Annotated in this window: 1 protein-coding gene; it reads right to left on the reverse strand. The window is 46.9% G+C overall.

Going from position 1 to position 271, the window contains the following annotated elements:
• Window positions 1-204: MATE family efflux transporter (locus tag A3751_RS00980; protein ID WP_255376054.1), on the reverse strand; the 204-nt coding region annotated here is incomplete at its 3' end.
• Window positions 205-271: the final 67 nt, after the last annotated feature.

Genomic DNA, 271 nt, shown 5'->3' on the forward strand with positions numbered 1-271 from the left:
TTCCTTATTTGCCCCTAAAAGCTGCGAGATTAACGCGGTCGTTGCAATGCCGATGCCGACCTGAATGCCGATAAAAAGCTGATAGATAGGGATTGTAAATCCAACGACCGCGAGCGGCGCAACACCTAAACGAGCGATAAACACAGAGTCAACCAACTGAAAACTCATTAAAGAGATAATGCCAATCAGCATCGGCCATGTCATGCGCACGAGTTCTTTAAACTCAGCGCGTTCTATGCCGGAGGTGTCTATTTTGTTTGGTTGTGTGTTG

The sequence above is a fragment of the Oleiphilus sp. HI0080 genome (assembly GCF_001635135.1).